This window comes from Paenibacillus kobensis NBRC 15729 (assembly GCF_004000825.1).
GTDB lineage: Bacteria > Bacillota > Bacilli > Paenibacillales > Paenibacillaceae > Paenibacillus_T > Paenibacillus_T kobensis.
This window is the reverse complement of the sequence record NZ_BILZ01000014.1, coordinates 67,121-90,384: the sequence shown is the minus strand read 5'-3', so window position 1 is coordinate 90,384 and position 23,264 is coordinate 67,121. Positions and strand designations below refer to the sequence as shown.

Genomic DNA, 23,264 nt, shown 5'->3' with positions numbered 1-23,264 from the left:
TATGGTCAGTATATTTCAAAGAGTAGATACTCTCTTTATTCCCGTAACGGATATTCAAAAATCGATTGATTGGTATTCGACGGTATTTGGATGTGAGTTGGTATGGATCGAGAATGAAGAGTATGCGGCATTGAATGTTTCCAATGTTCTTCCTAAAGGTCAATCTGCCAACATTGAATTGGGACATTGCATGATTACATTAGTTCGATCTGAAGCGTTTTCTCCGTTATCCTTTAAGAGACAAGGGGAGGAACATCCGTATTTTAATTTTTATACCAAAGCCATTGAAGAGGCGCATAGTAGTTTAAAGGAACAAGGCACGCCCGTAACGGATATTGTGGACGAAGGGCAATTAAAGTACTTTAATTTCTACGACCTTAATGGGCATTATATGGGAGTCTGCTGTTTTTAATCACGATCTAATAAAAGGAGGAATAGATTACAATGAAAGAAAAAGCTTTATTATCAAATATTTATTGCGTTTATATGCCGTCTGATGATCCCGTCGGAACGGCTAATTGGTATATCCAGAACTTTGGGTTGACACTGCCGGCAGGGGAACCTAATGAAAATCGCGCCGTACTTGAACTTCCCTCAGGACAGTGGCTCTTTTTATTCCGTACACCTGATAAAACGACTGCTAATTTCATCGCTGTTCACAATGTAGATTATGGAGATAATTTCAATATGTTCTCTTTAACATTTCAGGTAGAACATATTACTCCGGTATATGAATTGTTAAAATCGTCCGGATCTGTAATGACGGAATTAGATGATCGGGGATCCTGCGGTTACAGTTTTATAATCGAGGATCCAAGCGGCAATCGTCTGGCAATATGGAGCGATCTATTGTAAAACGAGAATGAGAAAAGAATTCCCGAAAATGGGGATTCTTTTTTTTTTTTTTTACTTGCTATGAAACATCAATAAACGGAGTGAATTCCGCAAGCTCTCATCGTTTCTGGGAAATTTGTCATATGTTCGTCTACGTTAATTGGTCAGTCATAGTTTTTTTGCTCCCGGCGGCAATTGAAGCCGAGATTAAGCATAAGGAGCGAATTATAATGCTAGTATAAATGAAATATTAGGAGGGTGTCATGAGCGAAAAAGAAGGTGTACTTTGTCGTTTGATGAGTGATAAGGGCTGTGGTGTTGTCCAAGAGGATGATATAAAGCCAGACAAACGGTTATACGAAATTGGGTTTGACTCTCTTCGATTTATGGAACTCGTTATTTTAATAGAAGAAGAGTTGAACATTACTCTACCAGATGAGATTTTGGATCTTTCGCCCGTTACAACGGTAAGTGATATCTTCGAGATCGTAGCCCGGATGAGTTAATGGAAGAATTGTTGAGTCGCTTACCCCAACAACCCCCATTCCGCTTTGTCGATCGCATTATTGAGTACGTCCCCCATAGGTATATGATATCTCGCTTCGATTCCCAGCCTTTACAAAAGCTATTCGGCGGATTATCCGAAATCCCATTCACGATTCTTATTGAAGCATTGGCCCAAACTTCTGTGTTGTTCATTGATATGGAAGTGGGAAGGTTGAGCGAAGGCGAGCTTCCTCTATTGGGGAAAATCGAATGCCAAATGCTCGCGATTTCCAATTGGACGAGCTTCCTATGCCATGTTAGCCCAATCAGAGTATTAGCTAAACGGGCTATGTTGCGAGGGGAAGTATTTGATGAATCAGGCAGGCTTATAGTCAGCGTAGAGCTTGCTGTGGCCGTTACGGAAGGAGATGGGGGCGTTTTTGCTAATTGAACAATATATGGGTTTATATAAGCCTTGGGTCTTAATAGACAAGGTTCTATCATATACAGACAATGAAATATACACACAAAAATTAATTACTTTCAGTGACTTTTTTTTAATAGGTCACTTTCCCACGAGCAGCATTTACCCCGGCGTATTGTTAGCAGAAGGGGTTATTCAATCATCCCAAATTTTTATGCGTATACGAGGACAGAACCAGGTTGTCCGGCCTACAAAAATGAGCTCCAAGTTTTTGCAGACAGTAGTTCCTGGGGATATCATAACCTATCATTTACAAATTAATAAAGTAATCGATTCGGCCTATAATTTCATCGGTGCCGCTTTTATAGGAGAAAGACAGGTACTGGATATAAAAGTATCGTTCGAATAAATACGGAGGTGGGTTATGGAAGAGGAACAGGAACGCTTCGTGGAGATAATGGATCAAGGCAGGTTGGCGGGTATACTGCATTTGCCTTCCAACATGGATCATCCTTGTCCTGTTGTTATCTATTGCCCTGGCAAGAATGGAGAACGTTATGAGGTGCACCGTCTTGCAGTCAAGCTGGGGAGAGTGTTGGCGCAATGCGGAATCGCGTTTTTGCGGTTCGACTATTATGGCATTGGACTTAGCGATGGCAGCTATCATCAAATGACGACTTCGACAAAGGTATCTAATGTAAAGAAGGCATTCGAGTATCTTCAGAACATTGACGAGGTAGATACAACGCGGACCACACTGCTCGGATTTAGTGATGGAGCCCGCATTGCTCTTATGGTTGCCAATGAAATGTCACTATCAAACCTTGTTCTTTGGAGTCCGTTGTTCTATGAATTCGGGGGTAATTATCCGGGGAATAGAAAACCCAGGTTCGAGAGACTGCCCAAACATCCCAATAATCTCGTGATGCCATGGGCCGGTTTGTGGGTCAGTATGGATTTCTATAGGGATCTCTTTAATATTGATATAGATAAGGAACTCCGGGCTTTTACTGGTGAATCACTATTAATTTTTGGGGAGGAGGACCCGCTTATCCAGGAGGAATTTGAGATAATAAACACATTTTCCCTACCGGTATATAGCAACAGTGAGGCCCATAAGGTTGTATCCGTTCCAGAAGCAGGTCATTTGTTCACCTCGGTTAAATTGGAGAGCAAGCTAATGATGGAGACGGTCGGGTGGCTATTAAGCTCAGAAGGAGACAAAAGACATGTGGCAACAAGTGCGACTAGGACGGGAGAAGAACATGATAGGAATTATTCAGGAGCCTAATAACCCATTAGCTCCGGTTAATTCGCTAATTGTGCTACTTCCTGGCTTGGGACAAGCAATGAGTGAGAAAAATTATATGTTCTCCTCACTAAGGAAGGAACTCGTTTCCTCGAATTGCCGCGTCGTACAATTTGATTACCGCGGGCATGGCGACAGTGCCGGGAATCTGGAAAATGCGACAATAACAACTATGATAGAGGATACGGTCGAGGTCATAAATGAGGTTAACGGGACTTACGGCGAGTGCCGGAAAATTATGTTGGTGGGACATGCGCTTGGAGCCGTCATTGCTATAAGGGCTGCAGCACAGATCACGCTGTATCAGCCCGATATTATATGCGACACAATACTTATCTCCCCTCCATTAGTCGGCATGCCGAGTATATATGATCTTTTCGATCACGATTTACTCCGCCAACTAGCGCTAGAAAAGTTCGTTGATACAAGCTTATTAGCGCCAGGCGTGGATTATTACACATTGAGTGACTTTGATGAGAGACATGTTGACTACTTCCTCCGACTTGGAGCTCATATGATTTATTTGCATGGACAATGTCTGTCCGAGACGATGCTGAAAGAGCTTGATTCAATGTTAGAGGTCACTCCCGAAACACTCTCTGGTGGAAAAACGTATGTTTTTATCGGGGAACGGGACGATACGTTACGGTCGACATGTCTAGAATGGACTAATGCCGAGGTGTTTCAGATCCCTGGTGTGACATATTATTTTCAGCATCCGAAGGCCATGGATTGGCTAGTGGAAGCCATATCGGGATTGATTCAAAGCAATTAAGGCCATTAAGGAGTGGCAGTGTGCCTCGAAAAAAAGGGAAGGGGGGATTTGAAAGACATGGATATCTCTCTTTTACGAGATGATAGCTTGGCAAAATCGCTATTTGCAAATGGACAGATTACCGACTGGAGGTATCCAGACAAACATGGTCTATGCAATCGCAATCTAGACTGTAAAGAATTGGCAGTTAAGGAAGTGCTGTCATGGAAGGGAGAGCCAGAGCCGACTAGAGTATTTCTACATCCTTGGGATTGTGAGCATCGCGGATTTTTGTTGCGTAGGACTGAATATCCGCTGGAACATGGCTGGCGAGTCAATTCTCATGCAATTAGCGATAGGCAACCACTGATTCAATTTATCACCCAAGCTGTCCAGGATGAAGGGTACTGTTTATTATACTATAAAGCATTCAATAAGCCGTTCTGCTCTTATTACCAAAGACATGACATCATACATTGGTCGTTGGTAATTCATTGTGAGGAGGATGGCATTTGGTTGTTTGATGATAAGGGGAATCATCCTTACTTTTCTGGATCGCTTGGATTCGTGCAGTGGGACCATCTAGTATCTGAATGGGGGGTGGGAGAAGGAGTTGCTTTGCTGGATTATGATCCTGATCGAAGAGAGTCCAGCATGAGTCAGCTGCGTCGTTTATCTGAATTCTCGGTTATCGGGATGGCAGAACAAGGAGGGTTACATCAGTTAAGAACGTTTATCAACGAGTTGTCCCGAAAAGCGCCTGAAGAATTAATTCCCGAATTAGAGCGTATGGAGTTTGATGTTCATTATTTTCGAAGATTGCGCGAGGTATGGAAGTCCTATGCGTTACAAAACAATTTGTTTAGCGACGAAGGGAAAAATCTGCTGCATTCTGTATGCAGAATGTGGTCGTTGGTCATAGGAGTCATCATGAAGTGGAGGCGGCAACCTCACCGAGAGTATCAATCCGTTATGATCGGGCATCTGTATAATGCACATGAACAAGAAGTCCGTTGGATTCGGTATTTAAGCGAGTGGGAGGGAAGCGAATAATGATGAATTATCAACTATTAGCTCGTACTGTAATTATTGACTCGCTTCAGGTGGAGTCTGGACAACACGTATTTATAGATATAGCCGGGGAAGCCCATGAACTCGTTGAGGCATTAATCCACGAAATTTATGAAGCAGGAGCTTTTCCTTATTATCGGAATTGTCCCGAAAGGGAGCACAAAGCGATAATTGAACAATGCTCTATGGTCCAACTGGATCGATGGGCGAGCACAGAACTTGCACGATTGCAAGAGGTGGATGCCTATATCGGTATTCGCAGTGAATCGAACTCATTTGAGCTTAATGATATTGCCCCCGAGAAAATGCAGCTATATTATGAACACTTTGTCGTCCCGTTTCAAGAGAGTGTTTCCAAGATTCCCAAGTGGATCGTGTTACGCGCTCCAACTCCCAGTATGGCACAACATGCAGAGATGAGCAGCGATGGATTGTACCAATTGTTTATGGAAGCCTGCTGTATGAATTATAAACAATGGGCACTCTCAGTAGAACCGCTCGTACAGCTGATGACCTATACGAAAGAAGTGCGAATTGTCGCTCCTGAGACGGATTTAACTTTCCGCTTAATAAGGACGGCCCCATATGTTTGCGATGGGCAGTTTAATCTACCCGATGGGGAGGTCTTTACGGCCCCGGTAATAGATAGCACGGAAGGGACGATATCATTCAATGTGCCGACATCTATAGCCGGCCTAAAGTTCCAAAAGGTCAAAATGACTTTCCAGAACGGAAAGGTCGTCGATATCCAGTGTTCTAATCGTGATGAATTAATTCAATTATTGGATGGGAATAGCGGGGGAAGATATATAGGCGAGTTTGGAATCGGCCTAAACCCTTATATTCAAAAGCCTATGGGAAACATATTGTTTGATGAGAAAATGTTCGGAAGTATCCATCTTGCTTTAGGGCAATCGTATCCAATGGCTTACAATGGAAACGAGTCTAATATCCATCTCGACTTCGTGCTTTGCTTATCGGAAAAATACGGTGGAGGCGAGCTTTACTTTGATGGCAAGCTTATCAATCGCAACGGGGTCTTTGTTTGTCCGGAATTGATATCGCTTAATGACTTAAGGAGTTTGAACGCCACATGACGAAGTTCGCAATTGTTAGTCAACGACTTTTAGGTCACCTTATTCCTGCATTGGGTTTGGGGAGGGAATTGAAACGTCGTGGACATGAAGTGCATTTACTTGGCCATCCCGATATCCGTCACCTAGCGGAAAAAGAAAAGATGACGTTTCACGAACTGCGGGAGGATGAGTTCCCGGACAAGAAGATCGGTCAAGTTGGTCGGGAAATACTCTTGATTCATTCCATTTACTTCTTTGAGTGTTTCGTATGCGACTCAGCGATGAGTGCACCTGCCTATGTTGCCGAGCACCTGAATTTGCCTTGGATTAGTTTTCAAACAACGGTACTGCTTTCTGACGAGCAAGTTCCGGGAAGTATTCGCGCTAATGACCGACTGCGCGTTATGTACCGGGATCAACTCAATGAATTCAGAAGGGAGCTTGGTCTTCGTTTATTGAATGGAGGGTATCGAACCAGAGGAGATTTAGCGGGTGCATCCCCATACCTTCATCTGGTTATGACATACCCTCAAATGAATGTTTTACCGGATAACTACTCGATACCTGGGATGAAATTTGTAGGTCCTTGCGGTGTCGAGCTGCCACTTGCACAGCAGGAAGACTCCGAATCGCTGATCCCGCGAATCCTCATTTGTACGACCTCCATTACCGACCGCCCGAAATTCGAGGAACATACTCGCCGATATTTGAATGCATGCTTGCAGGGCTTGAACTCCAAATCGCTTAAAGTTACAATCTCTGCGCAATTTCGTCCGTTGGATTCCAACGAAACGACCGGCAACATTGAGTATTCCACTGATTATCCTCTGCATGATGCCGCACTTTCTAATACTGATCTCGTTATTACACATGGAGGCTGCAGCACATTACAACGAGTAATGCTGCACGGCATCCCAATGATAGTCATCCCCCTAGGATCCGATCATCGCATTCTAGCAGACAAAGTACTGGAATTTGGTTCAGGCGTATTAATGGAGCCGCAGATCATAAACGAAATTAATCTTTGGTCTACAGTACAACAGGTATTGAACAATCCTGCGTACAAGCAGAATGCCCTCCGATTGGCGAGTCGCTTGAGGGAGAGTCCTCCGGCAAACCAGGTAGCGGCTGATGCTGTTGAACAATTTCTGGAAGGGAGCAGTTAAATTTATGATGCAAACCGAAGATTTTTTGAAAGTGATTGGCGAAATTGCCGGCCGAACGGATATTGTCATGGAGTCGTCAATAGCAGAATTGGGGCTTGACTCCACACACGTTGTCGAAATGCTTATCGAACTTGAAATCATGCATAATGTTGATTTATTGCATGCAGATATGAATTTGGATGAGCTGCATGTACTCTGGGATATTTTCGACTATGTGCAAAAAGCATTAGGCACTGAGCCTAATAGGAAGGATTAGCCTGTGAATGCGCTCATTACTGATGAGGAGAAGCGTTTCTTTAAAGATGAGGGATACCTTGTTCTAAGGGAGAGGCATGGATTGGCTTATCTTGAGTCTATTCGGCAAACGTACCATAAGGTCTGGTTAAACCTGTTAGAGCAAGGCAAAATCATTGTACAAAGTGATCGCCCGTTAGAAGTGCTTTTTCCCCCACTTCGCGGAGAGCATGAGACAAATGAGGATGTTAAACGGTGCTTGATTAATGAGATCAATTATAGGCTTGCACAACAGTTGCTAGAAGATGAACCGCTGGCCGTTGGCTGCACGTATTTTTTTAAGCCGCCTACGGCGAGGGGAATTCCGTTCCATCAGGATAATTATGATATCGGAGCATATCCCCCAAAAGTTGTTGGAGTATGGGTCAGTGTTGATGCCTCTGGCCCGGATAACGGAGGATTGCTTATGGTTCCGCGTACTCACAAATTGGGGCTGCTGCCACCACGGTTGCCTGGTGACCGCAGAGCCTATGGACAGTCCGTCAGAATCCCGGAAGGTTATAAGACTGTCTCATTGCAAACATTGCCTGGAGATGTCGTTCTATTTGATGGGTTTACATTACATGGATCTGGACCGAATCGGACGGACCATCATTTTCGGCAAGCGTTTGTAACCCATTTCGTGGGGGAGAAAACGGAAAGCGTATTTGTGCAGCATCAGTCGCTTGTAAACAGTGAGGGCAAGCTGGTTTCTAGAAAATTGAATAGAAGACACAGTATCGATCAAATGTTTCTGTCATAAACATCCACGTAAAGGAGAAGATCATATGGAAGCATGGAAACAATTTTTTGACATGGATTACTTGGCTTTTTCGGAGTCGATCTTGACGATGGAGCGTACCCAGCAGGAAGTGAAGGATTTGATTGCTATTCTTAACCTAAAGGCAGGGGATCGCATTTTGGATTTGGGCTGTGGGCAGGGGCGCATTGCCATACCGCTTGCAAAAATGGGATTTCGCGTGACCGGTTATGACGGGGCAGCGGCATTGATAAACCGCGCAAAGCAACGGGCAGTCGATGAAAAGGTTGACATTGAGTTTATTCAAGCAGACATGAGGCAACTGAAAATGCCTGACACGTTTGACGCGGTTATTAACTTGGGGACTGCCTTCGGTTATGTACCCAAGGAAGAAGAAGACGAGCAAATTATTAAGAGCATCTACGAATCGCTTAAGCCAAAAGGACAATTTGTTCAGGATGTCGAGAACCGGGAGTTTAAAATCAATAATTTAACGGAAAAAATATGGCAGAATATGGGTGATACTTATGTGTGGACTAATCGTCGCTTCAATGACCGGACAGGCAGATGGACGGAAATCGTTCAATGGCAGGATAAGGGGCAATTAAAGGAGACTGTGTTGGATTTCAGGATGTATTCCGTTAGAGAATTGATCCGAATGCAAGAAACGGCGGGGTTTCAAACCATAGAGATCTATGGGGGATTAAATCAAGCACCTTACAACCGGACAAGCTTGCGAACAGTCATGCATGCTTTTAAAAAGTAGCAGGTGGAAAATAAGCTTATTCGTAGAAAAGGGGGAGTGAGTAAGTGGGTAGTTCTTCACACTTGTTCACAAAGGAATATCATCTAGCATTTGAATACGTTGAACGCTATACGGCAAATGCGATCCTTCGCTCTTTGAGTAGAGAGGGAATTACCTTTGATCGACCGCTAGATGCGCAAGCGGTTATACGTAAAGTCGAAGGCCTAACCTGGGCCGAGCCGATTATACAATGGGCGCTAGAGTTTCTTGTACAAAAGGGAGCCTTGTCTTATTGGGGTGGAGAATACTCGTTGAAGCAAATAGAAGAGGTGTCTTTTACTCCAAATTCTATAAATATAGGTTCATCCTTGGCGGTTATTGATGTCGTCGAAGCAAGTTGGGGTGACATTTTGCGAGGGCGAACTAATATTCTTCGATTACTCATGCCCAACGAGGGGCGTTCGATGTGGGAAGCATATTTTAGTAATGAACATGGCCTGTATAGCGTGCATAACCAATGGTTAGCCGAGTTTTTGTCCTCTGTCATTGGTGTGAATGATAAGGTGCTAGAGTTAGGTGCAGGTTACGGTTCTGCTGCTATAGCTGCCATGGATAAAACAACAAAAAAGTGTGCATTTTCAGGGCAAGTGTATTTAACCGATCGAAGCCCCTCTTTGGCTCGTTTAGCTGCTAAAGAACTTCACAAAAGATTCCCAACCATCAATATCGAGTCAGGGAAGCTTGATATTGACGCACAGTGGCAAGATGATGGTCAACGCTATGACGTTATTTATGCTGTAAATGTATTGCATTGTGCAAAGGATGTGCGGCAGGCATTAAGTGATATCCGACAAAGGCTGACTCATTCAGGAGTACTGATTCTTTCGGAGTGCGTAAGATCAGAAATAGGGAGGTACATGCATCAAGAATTTATTTTCTCCTTAATTCCGGGGTTTAATATCCTACAAAACACAGCTGGACAGCCAACTGGCTTCGGTTTTCTTACTCCACAAGACTGGGATGCGGCTATGAGGGCTGCGGGCTTTAATGATGTCCAAGTGGTAATCAACGACGGCAATGCGATGAGGGGCGCCTTGATCTCCGGGGTTAATCAATGAGAAGTGAAAACTTGGTGGTATCGGGTAAAGCGTTAATAGGTGCCTATGGAATTGGAATTGAGACCTCGTGGAAATCAATGCTTGCTAAGGAACCTAAGCCGATTATTCGAGAATATGTCTGTGGAGATGGGACAACATACCGCTATCCCGTATATCCCCATCCAGAGATTAATTTGAGAGATTGGGTAGACCGTGACACGTATGAATGGCTAAGCATGCAATCGTTAGATCAGGATGCAGACTTTAGTTTGGCTTTAGTAGCCATTCAACAAGCACTCGAGGACGCTGGACTCCTGGAGTGCCGGTCCTCCCGCATTTCACTCGTTCTAGGCCACGAGAATCTTGGGGTGGCTAAACTTGCCGACCTTATGCTCAGGGGGCAGCAAGAAGGCAACGTAACCTTTAATAAGTATAGCGACTCTTTCTTTCAAATTCAGACATTCCCCTATTTGTTTTACTTATCCAAAATATTCAATTTAACTGCACCTAACTTTGTTATAAACAATGCTTGTGCTACCGGTTTGTATGGCTTGTTGATGGCTCAATATTTGCTTGATTCAGATTCTGCGGACGCTGTGGTTATCGCTTGTTCCGATTATGCTCATATAACAAAATACTTATGGCTTCAGGAGAAAGGATTCATTTCACGGTCAGGGATAGTCCGTCCATTCGACCGTGACCGTGACGGATCGGTACTAGGTGATGGGGCGGCGGCAATTGTATTAGAAAAGGCTGCTACTTTGAGTCGACGTCGGCATCTTACCAATGCTATTTCATATAAAGGCGGAATAGCTCGACAGGAAAGCTGGAGAATGACATTTCCTAACCCGGTCGATGCCGTACACACTAAGGTATTGTCGGATACATTGGCACAATGGGCGCTTGAAGGACTGGACTTACTGGTGCCTCATGGTGCTGGAAGTACGCTTTGGGATCGATATGAGGCAGAAAGTATTCGTAATGCTTTTTCCCTTAATTACTTGTCAATTCCAACTGTAATGGCACTGAAGGGCTATCTCGGGCACACCTTGGGAGCTAGTGGACTAATAGAAACGGTATTAATGCTAGAGTGTATGAACCGGGATCAAATACTTCCAACGTTGCAATATGATAATCCAGATAGGCAGACTGAGCTTCCGCTGTCACAAGAAATTCAGACTAAACCTATTCGGCGTGCTATCAAATCGTTACCCGCATATGGGGGGTTCCATGCAACTGCCATGTTTGAAAAGACGGATTGAAAAACAAATAAGGGAGGATCAGTATGGCTCTTAATCATCTAATTACAGTTGCGCAGAGTGCGAAGTGGGAAGCTGGTTTCTTTGAAAATACAGAACTGGCATTTTTGTGGGAAGAGAAGGAGACGGGGCGAATGGTATTCCTTCTTAAGCTGCTTCCGGGGAGTATCGTACCCATGCACGAACACCCTCGGCGGGAACTGGCGTATTTGTTGGAGGGAGAAGCTCTTCTCAATGGAGAGCCTCTTAGCGGGGGAGATTTCCTGACTGCTTATGGGAATGTATCTCATGAAGTCACAACCGAAACAGGCTGTATCTTTTTTATGTATATTGATTACGATTTCAAGACGCATGATTTTGTCTCATTATAACTTGAATGTTGTCTATTCTTGGAGATAAAGCAATAGCAAACGAGAGGAAATCAGCATGCGACATTTAATATAGGGGGCGAAAAAGTGATTAGATGCTTGAAGGATCGATCAATTAATATCATTTATTTGGAGTCTTCGATTGAGGATGTGTGGCGTGCGGTAGTTCTGCCGGAAGGTAGCAACAGCTACCTGACCAATCAAGTTATAACGACCGGCGATCCGCAGCAGCCAAAGGCTGGAGATCAGTACACTTTGTATTATGGTGACATCGTTAACCGGGCCGCTGTCGACTATTGTGAAGAGAATCATTTGTTTAGATTAAAGGATCGATATGAATCCATGACGCCAGAGGGCATTATGGAGCTATTTGAGGTGACGACCTCATACTATTTTGAATCAGAAGGGGAATTTACGAAGCTAACCTTAGAGGTCGTCGGATATAAGAACGATACCTATGGCCAATGGTTCAGGGAATGCTTGGAGATGGGCTGGCGACGTTCCTTGCACAATCTGAAGAGCGTGTTGGAACTCGGCTTAGATCTCCGGATAGAATTATTCAGCTTTCCTCGCATGGGGATAATCAATTGCACGGTAAACAGTGAGCAAAGTGTGGAGACAGGGATTGGTATTGCCGAAGGCAATTACTTACTCACTGTTTTTCCAGGGAGTCCTGCCGATGAAGCGGGATTGCTTCGAGGGGATGTTATTCTGGCATTGGATAATGAGAGAGTTCCAGATTATCGGGCTTTCGTCCGTAAAATCTCCACTTACTATTCCAAAAAAGATCCGGTTCAAATTGCATATGTTCGAGATGGCTGCGAGCATAATGCAATGATTGATCTCACGATCGACCGCATGTTTACCGGATTAATTGAAGGGAATGATCAAGCTCACGAGGAAGAGCGTGAGCGAAGGCAACGTATTGCGAGTGAACGTTCGGCATCGGGTCGTATGTGGAAGTCACAACAATCGGGAGAGAATGAACAATGAGAAAACAATCGGAACAAATAGTCGTACGCAAATCAGAGCAGGTGTGGGTTGAGGGAATCTACGAAAATACAGAGATGATTTATCTATGGGAAGAGGCTGACACAGGGAGAGTGGCATTTCTGGCAAAATGCTTGCCTGGAGGATCGATTCCTCTCCACGACCATCCAAGAAGGGAGATCGCTTTTATTGTGGATGGAGAAGTTAAGATGAATAACGACATTCTAAGGAAAGGTGATTTCCTTACGGCGAACGATGATGACCATCATGATGTATATTCGGAAACGGGCTGCACCTTTTTTATTTTCATTGATTACAACTCTAGAAAGCAAAAGTTAGTATCACTCGTATCACCTTAGAAAGCGGGTTGCTTCCGACATTCGTCCTCTTCGCGTACTCGCAATAGTTCATGGCCAAATTTTATGGAGGTGAGTCTGTTGAAAGATTCCGTAACACAGTCATATTCGACCTTGCATCCTTTTACGTATATGCCAGGATATTCTTCGTTAACTTCACAAGGCTTTCATGAGTCGAATACTTATTTGATTAGAGGCGAGGGTGTATGGGTTTATGACCAGCACAACAAAAGGTATATGTATGCGACAACGGCGGTTCCATCCGTAGGGCTGTGCAATCCATATGTGACGGATAAAATTGCCCTGCAGTATGCCACGCTTAATTTTGCATCAACTTGTGGTCAAACTCATCCTCTGGTGGAGCAGCTTTCTCAGCGACTAATCGGGTTGTGTGGGGAGCCTTTCGGACAAGTATTTTATAGCAATGACGGTTCTGGTGCGGTGGAGACGGCAATGCGACTTGCACGGCAATACTACCTCTCGTTAGGTGAGAATAAAAGAACGAAATTTATTAGCCTGGAAGGAAACTACCATGGCACAACTTTCGGAACCGGCTCGGTAACCCATATGGGAATTAATGAGTCGTTTGGCCCTGCCTTGGAGAATTGCTATTCAGTGCCCACCCCTAACAAATATCGTCCTCCAATCGACGGAACGTATGAGCAAGTTATTCAATATTGTCTGGATTTATTGGAGGAGACGATATTCGAGAATGGACCAGATGAAATAGCGGCGGTTCTTCTTGAACCTATTCAGGGCGTCAACGGTATCATAGAGATCCCCAGGTCGTATATTCAAAAAGTCCGTCGTTTGACTGAACGTTACGGTATTCTTCTTATCATGGATGAAGTGGGGACTGGTATCGGCAGAACAGGCGGATGGTTAATGACGCATGAATTGGACGTTAGCCCGGATCTATTGGCAGTATCGAAAGGGCTCACGGGAGGGTACTTCCCAATGGGAGCTACGTTAGTTTCTCGAGCGATTGCCTCTCAGTTGTTTGATAGGGGGGGGATTTTCCTGCACGGCTCCACACAAAGCGGACATCCGGTAGGCTGCGCCGCGGCCATGGCCGTACTTGACTGCCTAGAGCAGGATCAATTAATCGATCAGATAAAGCCCAAAGGGGAGCATATTATCAATTCGTTTAGGCGTGCACTGTCTACGCACCCTCATGTAGGTGATATACGTGGTAAAGGGTTAATGATTGCCATAGAGATGGTATCTGACAGAATAAACAAGGGCGCAGTCAGTTACGATTATGGTAAACGGCTTTCAGCGGCGCTTAGACATGAGGGCGTGTTGGGCAATTGGTTCAATAGTATATTAATCTTGTATCCTCCGCTTAGCTCGACGTGGAACGAGATCGAAGTTTTAATTGACGGGGTGGTTCGAGCAATCGAATCGAGCAATAGCTCGATACCTCTAGAATAGGAGAGTGGAGGCATTCAAAATGTTACAGCTTCAGTCCGGTGATCAAGCATCCCCCTTTCACTTAGAGGGGGTCGAGCTTGGCAAGCGTAAACTTGTGAATTTAGATGAATATATTGGACAGTACGTCATTCTATTGTTTTACCCTCGTAACTTCACTGTAATGTGCACAACTCAGCATTGTAAACTCCGGGATCACTATGAGTCGATTCAGTCAGCCGTTAAACCGTTGGGCAGGGTCGTCATAATAGGGATTAGCCCCGATTTAATTTCTTCGCACTTGATCTTTTCTCGGAAAAACCGGCTGCCACATATTTTGTTATCAGATCCGGATGGTGTTGTTGCCCGTCGGTATGGAATCAAATCTGTTTCTGACAGCGATAATGATTCAGTGGCCATGCTGCAGCGTATCACCTACTTAATAAATCCGTCAGGCATGATCATTCATCGGTATGAAGTGACAAACATTGAGGAGCACATTACTCAGTTAGAGCAAGATTTGCGAACAGAAATGTCAAGGAATTGATAATATGGGTAAAAGTAAATTTGTTATGGAGATCGAACATTTTAATAAAGCACTTCACCAAGCTTATCCCCCGATGATGGATGCTCTGTGGCAAGCCATGACTACAGGAGATTCTTATTGGGCTGATAGACATGCTGCTTTCGAATTGCAATATATCAATCTTCTTACATCCTTAAAGGCTGATATAAATCGAGGTTTGGATAGCTCTGGTTTATCCTTCAACCAGAAACGTCAATTGACAGTGTTACGATATGAAATGCTTGAGTATGGGGAAAATAAAGATTTGCAGCAGCAAATGCTCAGATTGTGGAATGAGCTGCACAATAGAATAGCGACATTTCGAGCTCGTCTGAACGATACTGACTTATCGAATGGCCAAATCTCTATGCTGCTGAGCACTCAGAAGGATTCTTTCTCACGTCAGCAAGTATGGACAGCGGGGATGCGACTCGGAGAAGAGATTGCACACGGTCTGATCAATTTGGTGAAAATGAGAAATCAGGTAGCGAGAGATCAAGGGTTTGACAACTACTTTCTTATGAAACTCCATTCTCAGGAAATTACGATGGAGGAGCTCGAGACGAGCATTGCCCATCTGCGAAATGGTTTAGATGCCAGCTACCGGAAAGTGAAGGAAGAGCTAGATTGTGATCGAGCCTCACTATTTGGAATTTCGGTAACATGCTTACAGCCATGGCATTACCATATGTTACTACTGCAAGGATACCCTGTTCGTTATTCTTCATATTACTTTGATATAAAGGCAAGCATACCCAAATTGGCGCAGTGGCTGCAAAAAACGGATCTCGGTTTCCTTTTGTCACAGATGGATTTGTCGGAAAGAAGTGGAAAGGATCAAGCGAACTGCTGCTTAAATATTAATCGATCGAAGGATATCCGGTTGATGTGCAATTTATCGGCAGATAATATTTCAGGGCTCGGTATATTGATGCATGAGCTGGGACATGCCTTTTATGAGAGTGGACTAGATGAGTCGCTACCTTTTATTTTGCGACAGCCGGCACATCCTTTCTTAAGTGAAGCTGTCGCCTTGCTCTTCGAGAGATTATCTATAAATCACAAATGGCTGAAAGAGCTGGGATTGGCCGGTTACCCCCTTATGGGTGAACCGATTTGGGAGGAAGAGCTGAGAAAGCATTTGTTAATCAGACTGTACTCTACAATAGCTTTAGTTAGATTCGAGAAGGAGTTATATAGCAATCCAACAGGTCATCTTAATGATATATGGTGGTCCATCGTGGAGGAGGTACAATGTATACAGCGTCCCAATAACTGGGATATGCCCTGTTGGGCGGCAAAGGCGCATCTGACGACGCTTCCGGTCTATTATTATAACTATTTATTTGGAGAAATGGCAGCGTCACAGATACGTCATACGCTACGTTCACAATTTCATGCCGAGTTCACAGACCAGTCGTTGCAATGGTTACGTAATCGCTTAATAAAGCCTGGCTCTTCTCAAAGCTGGTATACCTTATTAAAGGATAGTACAGGAATGCCGCTAAAAGCTTCTTATCTTATTGAAGATTTAAAAATGGAGTAGGAGGGATAGCTCGTTGGCTAGAATGCATGTGTTAAAACGTACGGTCGTACCGCAACGTGATAAGGATCGTACTTCTCCCAATGGAGAGGTTAAGACATATTATTTGACTACTGAGGAATTGGAGTATTATCGCTCACTTCCTAAGAAGGAGTATCCGAATAGTATTATGCCAAGGAAGTTTTTGGGATAATTAAAGTGTTACAAAAATCACCCGGCCAAGAAACGATGGCCGGGTGATTTTTTTATTCCTTTGAGATGGAACTTATGTTCTTGCGCAAATTACTCCTATTGTTGCACAACAGATACAGATCATAATAAGGCAGCGATTGGTACCATTAAACTAACCTGGAACAATAATACTGGGAGGTATAATGCCAATGGATGTGCTGCTGGTGATTAGCCATAAGCTTAAAGACGATGAGTACCATCGTGTTCAGCGGATGTTTACTAATATGGTTATTTTACCTCAAAATAATTTTGCCGCCGTTACGGAACACATTCAATCAATTAAATATAAATTCATTGTCTTTCTTAGCTTCGAGGACACACTTCCACCATCTTGGAAGGTAGACGAACTAAAGCTTGATAGTCCAGTAATGATATTGCTGAAGGTCAATAAACTGGATTTGTTTGTATTCTATTCCTTCCTTGATTCGGTTGGGCTTCTATCCAAGCCGGTGATAGAAGGCGCGGATAAGCCGGAGACGCCGCCTATGCTGTATAAATCAATTGAGTATATTGAAGAAAATTTGTGCGAGAGCGAGCTTTGCCTGGAGACAGTTTCGGCCAATGTATTTGTTAGCAGATGTCATTACAGCAGGATGTTCAAAGAATACTTTGGGATTGGATTTAAAGAATACATTATGAATAAGCGGGTTCAGAAGGCAAAGGTAATGCTACAGGAGGGCGTACCGGTTACCGATGTATGCTATGCGGTCGGATATGGTGACCTTACGCACTTTGGACGAGTCTTCAAGCGACTAGTCGGTGAGAAACCATCTGATTACCGTAAGAAGAATGCAAGGTTCGGAACAAATTCTGCATAAAGGAGGACAATCGTGAAGACGAGATATTTTAACAATTTGACTGTACATTCCGGCGGAATGCATGTAACGAAGACCAGCGAGCACGTGAGGAAGTTGATAGATGAAATTATCTGGTATTTGGACTGCCCGGACGAGTTGAAGAGTTACATGCCGACGGTTCAATCGTTTTCGTTGGATAGGAAGTTTCCTTCTCTGACAATAGACTTTATAGCGGGCAACACGCTAGGAGATGCGCTTGTAGCGGGTAATTGGACGAGAAGAGAGTGGGATGTTGCATTTCGGGGTCTGCGCAGAACGCTTAACGATTTCAAACGGTTTCCCGGTCATTTATCGAAAGCATGTCTCTATGATATGTATGTCAGTAAAACACACGAGCGGATGAATGCCTTCCTTCACCAATGCGATTGGGCAAAGCAGGTTCATTCGCAAGGATACCTTCGATTGAATGGAAGGACAGTATTGAGTCCAACTGTGATGCTGCAAAAGGAACTTGGAGAGCTGCTGAAACTTCTTGAGGAGCCAGTTATAAGTGCCATGCATGGGGACTTTTGTTTATCGAATCTATTTTACTCAATCGAAACGGATAGCATAAAGATGATTGATCCAAGGGGCTGCTTTGGAGTGAGAACCATCTACGGTGATCATCGATACGATTGGGCAAAGCTCCGGCATAGTCTGTCGGGTTACGAGCATATTATTCGTGGGAAATACAAAGTAAAGGTAGAAACCGGCGCAATAGAGCTTGAGCTAGGGCTTGACCGAGAGACCGATCGATTGCGTAACATGCTGGATAGTTGGATAGGGCCGGACCAGCTGAAAAAAGTCCGAATTATTGAAGCGCTTTTGTTTTTATCTATGCTGCCACTCCATAAGGAAGAATCTAACCGCCAGTTAGCTTTGTTCGCACTCGGAACGGAACGATTAGAACAGGCATTATCGGAATAGGAGACGAGGCTGATGCGAATTGTTGTGGATTTGGATGGTACGATCTGTAAATTGAAGGGGGAGGGGCAGTCATATGCCGACGTCGTACCACTGGATGGAGCCATCGAGGCACTTTATCAGCTCAAATCGGAAGGCCATACGATCATTATTCATACCGCTCGAAATATGCGTACGACAGCGGGCAATGTAGGCAAGGTTATCGCAAACGTAGGTATGCTAACGCATCAATGGCTGAATCATTATGCAGTGCCGTATGATGAACTCATATTTGGCAAGCCGTATGGGGATATCTACATTGACGATTTAGCTCATCGGCTAACCGAATGGGGAGAAGCGCTATCGGTGATTCGTGGGAAGGGAGAGTCCCTATGAATATCGTCATACCGCTAGCTGGTGCAGGCATGCGGTTTCGGTCCGCTGGATATAGCATGCCGAAGCCGTTGATTGATGTCGCGGGTCGTCCGATGCTTTATTGGGCCTTGGACAGCCTGCTGCCATTGTTCGAGAATCATAGTTTCATTTTCGTTGCTTTGAGGGAAGTTTTTGAACAGACTGAATTAAAGGATGTAATTAAATCTCGATGTCCACGTGCTATACTGGTCCCTTTGGATGCACCTACAAGAGGACAAGCAGAGACAGTATGGATGGCACGATCCTTTCTGGCGCCATCTGAGCCGCTCCTCATATTCAATGGCGATACCTATGTGGGAACGCGGATTAAAGAGACCATTGCAAAATGTGCAGAGACAATAGATGGACTAATTAATATTTTTCCATCTTCTGATCCCGCATTCAGCTATGTAGAGATTGATTCTGATGAATTGGTCCGGTCGGTCCGGGAAAAGAGAGTAATCTCCACCTGGGCAACGTCCGGACTTTATTATTTTCGGTCGACAAGGGGGTATCTTGATATGATGTCTCAGGCTTTGATAGACCCGGTACCACAGGAAGGGGAATGGTATGTAGCCCTTCTGTATGAGCGAATGATTTCACAAGGTAGTTTAATAGGTGTTGATCATGCATCGTTTTGTTATCCACTTGGAACTCCGGAACAGCTCATGGCTTTTATGAAACTTTCGATACAAAAGGAGTGTCTCTATGAGTAAACGCATTTTTTTTGGACTGAGCGGAGGGATGGGCCCTGTACTGCGTACCTTACCAATTGCCGAACAACATAACAAAGTGGGTGATACAGTAGCATTCAGCATTTATGACGAGCATGCAGCAAAGTATTTAATGAGTCATGGATATACCTATTTGGCTGATGACGATCCGCTCATGCCGGATCCTTCCCTAACCGTGCCTATAGGCCCGACTTTCTATCATCTTGATCAATACTTTGCAGGGCATGGACTTGGCGATCCTTTGTTCGTTAGGTCTTGGATACATCATCGAATAGCTATGCTCAAGGAGTTCGCACCCGATCTAGTTTATGCAGATATGAGCCCGCATACCGTAATCGCCGCTCGTTATTTAGGTATCCCCGTTGCAGGAATCGTACAAGCTTGCTTCCATCCGAATGGGAGACCACTTCATTACTGGGTACATCCGCCAAGAAATATCACGAGGGTATCATCTGTCATCAGCAACGTACTTCAGGAGTTGAGTCTGCCTGCAATCGACAGGATGGAGCAATTAGTTATCGGTGATATCGCGATCGTCCCGAGCATTCCGGAACTAGATGTAATACGTGGTGAAGATGTACATTATGTTGGTCCGATCGGACAATACATGCACGATAATGCCCCGGAACCTGCTGAAGAATATCCTGACGTTATTGTATATGCGGGCAGGTTGTTCGATTCGTCGGGTGATTGCGGGCTGCAGCTTGTCAGACTCGTACAAGCCGCATTTCGAAATAGACCGGAAAAGGTTGCAATCGTATATACAGGCAAGCTGCCGACTGCCGAGGCAAAGGCAATGCCTCCCTCGATCGTCCGCATCGAGCGCTTCGAGCAGTCTTGGTTGTCCCGGGTGAAGCTGTACATACATCACGGAGGGCATGGCAGTTGTCTGTCATCCATTATGCAGGCGATTCCCTCCCTAGTTATCCCTACTCACTCCGAGAGGGAGTACAATGCTCGCTGCTTATGGGAGCTCGGCGGATGCGAGTATATCATGCCGGACACGTGTACACCTGGTCATTTTTATGCGCTTGCCCGTCATGTCATGGAGGATCATTACCGTTCACAAATCGCGCAGTTAAGGGATACCGTTATCGATCGCCGTTATGGGGGGGCGGCGCAAGCCTATCGTCTAGGATGCGCGCTAATGAATCAACGGATAGGAGGGAATAAATGATTCATGGGATTGGAGTCGATCTTCAGTTTATACCGCAAATCCAGGAAATGATTTTTCGCCAACCGCCACGAGCACTGGCTAAAATTTTTACGGAGAACGAAATGGATTACTGTGCCCGTTTTCGTAATTCCGAGCAGCATTACGCAGCGCGTTGGGCAGTGAAGGAAGCATTCCTCAAGGCGACGGGTAAAGGCTTAACAGATGGTTATAGGCTAACGGACATTGAGACGATCAATATGGATACGGGGCAGCCGCATATTGTTTTGCATGGTAAGGCTATGGAGGATTGTCGGCTTCATCATTGGATTGTACATGTCAGTATTTCGCATTCAGGAGACTATGCAATCGCCCAGATCATACTGGAATCTGGTGAGGAAGTGGAGGATGGATGATCGATGATGAGTGAAAAAGACGAATGATCGATCAAGTAAACGCAGAGTGTTCTGTCCGGGAGGATGAGATAATTAAGTTGTCCCCGGGAGACAACCCATTATAAGGAGGTTTTAAAATGAAATTGCTTTCCTTGAAAAAAATCCAAATGACTCTGCCAAACTCCAACAGCAAAACGTATCTGGAGTTAGTCGATGGTCGCTCGGAGGAGCTGCACTTCACGCAAGCAGCTGCCACGAAGTTTACGGTCAATGATTCGGAGTTCAGCCTGAAAACGGGCGCAACCGTTGACATTGAAATCGAGAATGTGGATCTTGTTGCCACCTCCCAAGTGCTGTGGCCAGGTCAGATAGTTCGTGTACGTGGCGGTGTTCACGGCCAAGGCGAGTCAATCAAGGCTTCGGCAACGATTCCGCTTGGTAAAAAAATGGCCGACGGTGTGCAAGCCGAGTCGTTCCTTTACTGGGTTATTGAGACGCCGGAAGGCACGTACCACAATAATCAACCGATTCATATGAAGGGTCGTATTACCGGTCTTCCTCCGAAAGACGCTACGTTCCACTCCGAAGGTACGATCGCGATTTACGACGATAAGGAAGATCAAGTCGGCACGCTTTACGGCTGCCTGCAATCGAACTAATCCCCACTGCTCCTCGCTTAAACCAAAGAGACCATCCCCTGGTCTCTTTGGTTTATTTCAAGCCTAGTTGGAGGTGTAAGCATGTATGATGTCGCGATTGTGGGGGCACGCTGCGGCGGTGCTGCGTTGGCCGCATTCCTCGGAAGGCTAGGGTACAGAGTATTGTTGGTCGACCGTTACGCACGTCCCGGTGCAACGCTCTCTACTCATCTTATCGGAGAAACAGACGTCTACGAGCGTCTCGGTATTAGGAAGAGGATGGAAAACGCCGGAGCGCCATCCATCACTAGAATGAGAGTAGATCTGAATGGAACAACCTTCGAGTCGGATATTGTCGTTACCTCCCGGGTCATCGGTCTAAGAAGAGAGTTGTTTGATCCCATGTTGCTCGACTCGGCTGCAATTTGGCCGACGGTAGATATTCGGCTAAAGACTACCGTTCAGTCGGTTGCTAGAAGAGGGGAGGCAACGTATATTAAGCTCAGCGATCGCAATGGCTGCGATGAAACCGTTAAAGCACGGGTTATTATAGGTGCAGATGGACGCCATTCCATTGTGGCTGAGCAGGTATGTTCAAGGAAGTTGCAAAGTGTGGAATACTCGCACGGTGTTCTATATGTATATGTTGAAGGCCTAACGGAACAGGTTACTCCGGCTGTCGAATGGTACTGGCACAAAGAATCGATAGTAATCGTCAATCCGATAGATAAAGGCATGCATTGCATCGCAGTTATGCTTCCCCAAGCAATCATAGAATTATGGGGATCCAAGCCGATTCACAATATGCTGGAATGGCTACAGCAAATTCGAATGCTTGCTCCACGTATTTCCCATATGAGAATAATCAGCCCCCCGCGTGGACTTGCTCGTATACAGGGTTATTTGAGAGAATGCTATGGTCCCGGATGGGCACTTGTTGGAGATGCAGGAGCACATTTACATCCTGTGTCTGGCGTTGGAATTGACAATGCGGTATGTTGTGCGGAATATTTGGCATCGGCACTGCACAACTATCTATCTGGGCAGGAACTGTGGGAAGATGCAATGCAGCAATATACTTACCAGCGAGATGAGCGGATATGTCCACAGTATAATGCAGCGCTTCTGACGCTTGCTCGAACGGCAGAAACGATTTTGTCTGAGAGCGAGGAGCGGTTGAAAATGATCTGTACGTTTCCAAGTTTCGTGCACGGTATGGCTGAGCAAGCACAGCAGGTATATACAACAATATTGGAAGGCATGGCACCAAGAGGGACAGGGGCCCGTAATGCATAAAGAACTGCATATGAAAAAATATGAAGAAAGCAAGCGAATCGAATGGATCGCTTGCTTTTTTTTGTTATATTCTCCTGAAATGTTTGGTGTTTGTATGCATTGTATCGTAATGAGACAAGTTCACATTCAGAAACAATAGCCGAATTTGTGAAATATAAGCTGAGAAATTAAATATGTG

Annotated in this window: 29 protein-coding genes; all 29 read left to right on the top strand. The window is 44.8% G+C overall.

Translation table 11 applies throughout. The features are described 5' to 3' along the window. Nucleotide 1: 1 nt before the first annotated feature. The 29 genes from PKO01S_RS11115 to PKO01S_RS10975 all read left to right on the top strand — a co-directional run bounded on the left by PKO01S_RS11115 (nt 2) and on the right by PKO01S_RS10975 (nt 23,086). The gene (locus PKO01S_RS11115; RefSeq protein ID WP_127531413.1) at nt 2–412 is read left to right on the top strand and encodes a VOC family protein; all 411 of its coding nucleotides are present in this window, start codon (nt 2–4) and stop codon (nt 410–412) included. A gap of 32 nt (nt 413–444) precedes the next feature. Continuing rightward, on the top strand, nt 445–855 hold the full coding sequence (locus PKO01S_RS11110) for a VOC family protein (RefSeq protein ID WP_127531412.1): 411 nt from the start codon (nt 445–447) through the stop codon (nt 853–855). A 242-nt stretch (nt 856–1,097) separates the two neighbouring features. Continuing rightward, nucleotides 1,098–1,340 carry an acyl carrier protein gene (locus tag PKO01S_RS11105; RefSeq protein ID WP_174818566.1) on the top strand — a complete coding sequence of 81 codons (243 nt, stop codon included), beginning with the start codon at nt 1,098–1,100 and terminating at the stop codon, nt 1,338–1,340. Then, on the top strand, nt 1,340–1,771 hold the full coding sequence (locus tag PKO01S_RS11100; RefSeq protein ID WP_127531411.1) for a hotdog family protein: 432 nt from the start codon (nt 1,340–1,342) through the stop codon (nt 1,769–1,771). The genes PKO01S_RS11105 and PKO01S_RS11100 overlap by 1 nt, the downstream gene beginning before the upstream one ends. Further along, entirely contained in the window at nt 1,749–2,153 is a 405-nt protein-coding gene (locus tag PKO01S_RS29765; protein WP_127531410.1) for a hotdog family protein, read from the top strand. Before PKO01S_RS11100 ends, PKO01S_RS29765 begins: the two co-directional genes overlap by 23 nt. Nucleotides 2,154–2,168: 15 nt before the next feature. Next, nucleotides 2,169–3,035, top strand: a complete 867-nt coding sequence (locus tag PKO01S_RS11090; protein ID WP_127531409.1) for an alpha/beta hydrolase — start codon at nt 2,169–2,171, stop codon at nt 3,033–3,035. Next, nucleotides 2,974–3,828 (top strand): alpha/beta hydrolase, encoded by an 855-nt coding sequence (locus PKO01S_RS11085; protein WP_127531408.1) that lies wholly within the window; start codon nt 2,974–2,976, stop codon nt 3,826–3,828. Before PKO01S_RS11090 ends, PKO01S_RS11085 begins: the two co-directional genes overlap by 62 nt. 48 nt (nt 3,829–3,876) lie before the next feature. Next, nucleotides 3,877–4,860 carry a hypothetical protein gene (locus PKO01S_RS11080; protein ID WP_127531407.1) on the top strand — a complete coding sequence of 328 codons (984 nt, stop codon included), beginning with the start codon at nt 3,877–3,879 and terminating at the stop codon, nt 4,858–4,860. Further along, complete coding sequence (locus PKO01S_RS11075) at nt 4,860–5,975, top strand: aminopeptidase (RefSeq protein ID WP_127531406.1); 1,116 nt, start codon at nt 4,860–4,862, stop codon at nt 5,973–5,975. Before PKO01S_RS11080 ends, PKO01S_RS11075 begins: the two co-directional genes overlap by 1 nt. Continuing rightward, a complete protein-coding gene (locus PKO01S_RS11070) occupies nt 5,972–7,120 on the top strand; it encodes a glycosyltransferase (protein ID WP_127531405.1) in 1,149 nt (382 codons plus the stop codon). Before PKO01S_RS11075 ends, PKO01S_RS11070 begins: the two co-directional genes overlap by 4 nt. Before the next feature lie 4 nt (nt 7,121–7,124). After that, nucleotides 7,125–7,376, top strand: a complete 252-nt coding sequence (locus tag PKO01S_RS11065; protein WP_127531404.1) for a hypothetical protein — start codon at nt 7,125–7,127, stop codon at nt 7,374–7,376. Nucleotides 7,377–7,379: 3 nt separating this feature from the next. Further along, complete coding sequence (locus tag PKO01S_RS11060) at nt 7,380–8,156, top strand: phytanoyl-CoA dioxygenase family protein (protein WP_127531403.1); 777 nt, start codon at nt 7,380–7,382, stop codon at nt 8,154–8,156. 25 nt (nt 8,157–8,181) lie between these two features. After that, nucleotides 8,182–8,919: a class I SAM-dependent methyltransferase gene (locus PKO01S_RS11055; RefSeq protein WP_127531402.1), complete on the top strand. Its 738-nt coding sequence runs from the start codon at nt 8,182–8,184 to the stop codon at nt 8,917–8,919. 44 nt (nt 8,920–8,963) lie between these two features. Next, nucleotides 8,964–10,016 carry a class I SAM-dependent methyltransferase gene (locus tag PKO01S_RS11050; protein ID WP_127531401.1) on the top strand — a complete coding sequence of 351 codons (1,053 nt, stop codon included), beginning with the start codon at nt 8,964–8,966 and terminating at the stop codon, nt 10,014–10,016. Further along, on the top strand, nt 10,013–11,257 hold the full coding sequence (locus PKO01S_RS11045) for a beta-ketoacyl synthase N-terminal-like domain-containing protein (protein ID WP_127531400.1): 1,245 nt from the start codon (nt 10,013–10,015) through the stop codon (nt 11,255–11,257). The genes PKO01S_RS11050 and PKO01S_RS11045 overlap by 4 nt, the downstream gene beginning before the upstream one ends. 23 nt (nt 11,258–11,280) lie before the next feature. Further along, entirely contained in the window at nt 11,281–11,625 is a 345-nt protein-coding gene (locus PKO01S_RS11040) for a cupin domain-containing protein (protein WP_127531399.1), read from the top strand. Nucleotides 11,626–11,721: 96 nt separating this feature from the next. Then, on the top strand, nt 11,722–12,615 hold the full coding sequence (locus PKO01S_RS11035) for a PDZ domain-containing protein (protein ID WP_246070539.1): 894 nt from the start codon (nt 11,722–11,724) through the stop codon (nt 12,613–12,615). Next, a complete protein-coding gene (locus tag PKO01S_RS11030; RefSeq protein WP_127531397.1) occupies nt 12,612–12,971 on the top strand; it encodes a cupin domain-containing protein in 360 nt (119 codons plus the stop codon). Before PKO01S_RS11035 ends, PKO01S_RS11030 begins: the two co-directional genes overlap by 4 nt. Nucleotides 12,972–13,049: 78 nt before the next feature. Next, on the top strand, nt 13,050–14,402 hold the full coding sequence (locus tag PKO01S_RS11025) for an aminotransferase family protein (protein WP_246070538.1): 1,353 nt from the start codon (nt 13,050–13,052) through the stop codon (nt 14,400–14,402). Nucleotides 14,403–14,421: 19 nt separating this feature from the next. Beyond that, nucleotides 14,422–14,925, top strand: coding sequence for a peroxiredoxin (locus PKO01S_RS11020; protein WP_127531395.1), 504 nt, complete (start codon nt 14,422–14,424; stop codon nt 14,923–14,925). Nucleotides 14,926–14,929: 4 nt separating this feature from the next. Next, nucleotides 14,930–16,489, top strand: coding sequence for a M3 family metallopeptidase (locus tag PKO01S_RS11015; protein WP_127531394.1), 1,560 nt, complete (start codon nt 14,930–14,932; stop codon nt 16,487–16,489). Nucleotides 16,490–16,866: 377 nt separating this feature from the next. Next, complete coding sequence (locus tag PKO01S_RS11010; RefSeq protein WP_127531393.1) at nt 16,867–17,535, top strand: helix-turn-helix domain-containing protein; 669 nt, start codon at nt 16,867–16,869, stop codon at nt 17,533–17,535. Between the two features lie 12 nt (nt 17,536–17,547). Beyond that, on the top strand, nt 17,548–18,480 hold the full coding sequence (locus PKO01S_RS11005) for a hypothetical protein (RefSeq protein ID WP_127531392.1): 933 nt from the start codon (nt 17,548–17,550) through the stop codon (nt 18,478–18,480). A 12-nt stretch (nt 18,481–18,492) separates the two neighbouring features. After that, nucleotides 18,493–18,852: an HAD hydrolase family protein gene (locus PKO01S_RS11000; protein WP_127531391.1), complete on the top strand. Its 360-nt coding sequence runs from the start codon at nt 18,493–18,495 to the stop codon at nt 18,850–18,852. Then, complete coding sequence (locus PKO01S_RS10995) at nt 18,849–19,586, top strand: glycosyltransferase family 2 protein (RefSeq protein ID WP_164779569.1); 738 nt, start codon at nt 18,849–18,851, stop codon at nt 19,584–19,586. The genes PKO01S_RS11000 and PKO01S_RS10995 overlap by 4 nt, the downstream gene beginning before the upstream one ends. Then, on the top strand, nt 19,579–20,781 hold the full coding sequence (locus tag PKO01S_RS10990) for a glycosyltransferase (RefSeq protein WP_127531389.1): 1,203 nt from the start codon (nt 19,579–19,581) through the stop codon (nt 20,779–20,781). Before PKO01S_RS10995 ends, PKO01S_RS10990 begins: the two co-directional genes overlap by 8 nt. Continuing rightward, the gene (acpS, locus tag PKO01S_RS10985; RefSeq protein WP_127531388.1) at nt 20,778–21,173 is read left to right on the top strand and encodes a holo-ACP synthase; all 396 of its coding nucleotides are present in this window, start codon (nt 20,778–20,780) and stop codon (nt 21,171–21,173) included. The genes PKO01S_RS10990 and acpS overlap by 4 nt, the downstream gene beginning before the upstream one ends. A gap of 116 nt (nt 21,174–21,289) precedes the next feature. Next, on the top strand, nt 21,290–21,811 hold the full coding sequence (locus tag PKO01S_RS10980; RefSeq protein WP_127531387.1) for a hypothetical protein: 522 nt from the start codon (nt 21,290–21,292) through the stop codon (nt 21,809–21,811). A gap of 81 nt (nt 21,812–21,892) precedes the next feature. Beyond that, a complete protein-coding gene (locus PKO01S_RS10975) occupies nt 21,893–23,086 on the top strand; it encodes an NAD(P)/FAD-dependent oxidoreductase (protein WP_127531386.1) in 1,194 nt (397 codons plus the stop codon). Nucleotides 23,087–23,264 lie beyond the last annotated feature (178 nt).